This is a genomic window from Vibrio sp. MM46 (assembly GCF_027587135.1).
In the GTDB taxonomy this organism is placed as follows: Bacteria; Pseudomonadota; Gammaproteobacteria; order Enterobacterales; family Vibrionaceae; genus Vibrio; species Vibrio harveyi.
Genome location: NZ_JAPPTO010000123.1, coordinates 1 through 312, shown reverse-complemented (window position 1 = coordinate 312; position 312 = coordinate 1). Strand labels below are relative to the sequence as shown.

The window sequence follows — 312 nt, the reverse complement described above, 5'->3', positions numbered from 1 at the left end:
ACGTCACAGCCATCGATAGCGTGACTGAAGATGCGGTATCTACCGACACAGTAGTGGCAACACTTGTTGTTGCTGATACAGATACACCAGCAGACGAGCTTACCGTTCAGCTAGAAAACAACACCGATGGTTACTTCGTCCTAGACGGTGATCAAGTTAAGTTGACCGACAAAGGTGTCGAAGCGGTTAATAATGACCAGCTTGACCTAACTACCTTATCTGTTAGTGCTTCGGTATCAGACGGTGTGAATCCGAAAGCGACAGACACGGATTCGTTGGATGTGGTTCGCGTAAACGACGCACCAACCATCG

The 312-nt window shown here is 48.4% G+C and carries 1 protein-coding gene; it reads left to right on the top strand.

Annotated features, from left to right (window positions below):
- A partial coding sequence (locus tag OH459_RS28235; RefSeq protein WP_269989916.1) for a hypothetical protein occupies nucleotides 1-312 on the top strand: 312 nt, incomplete at both ends.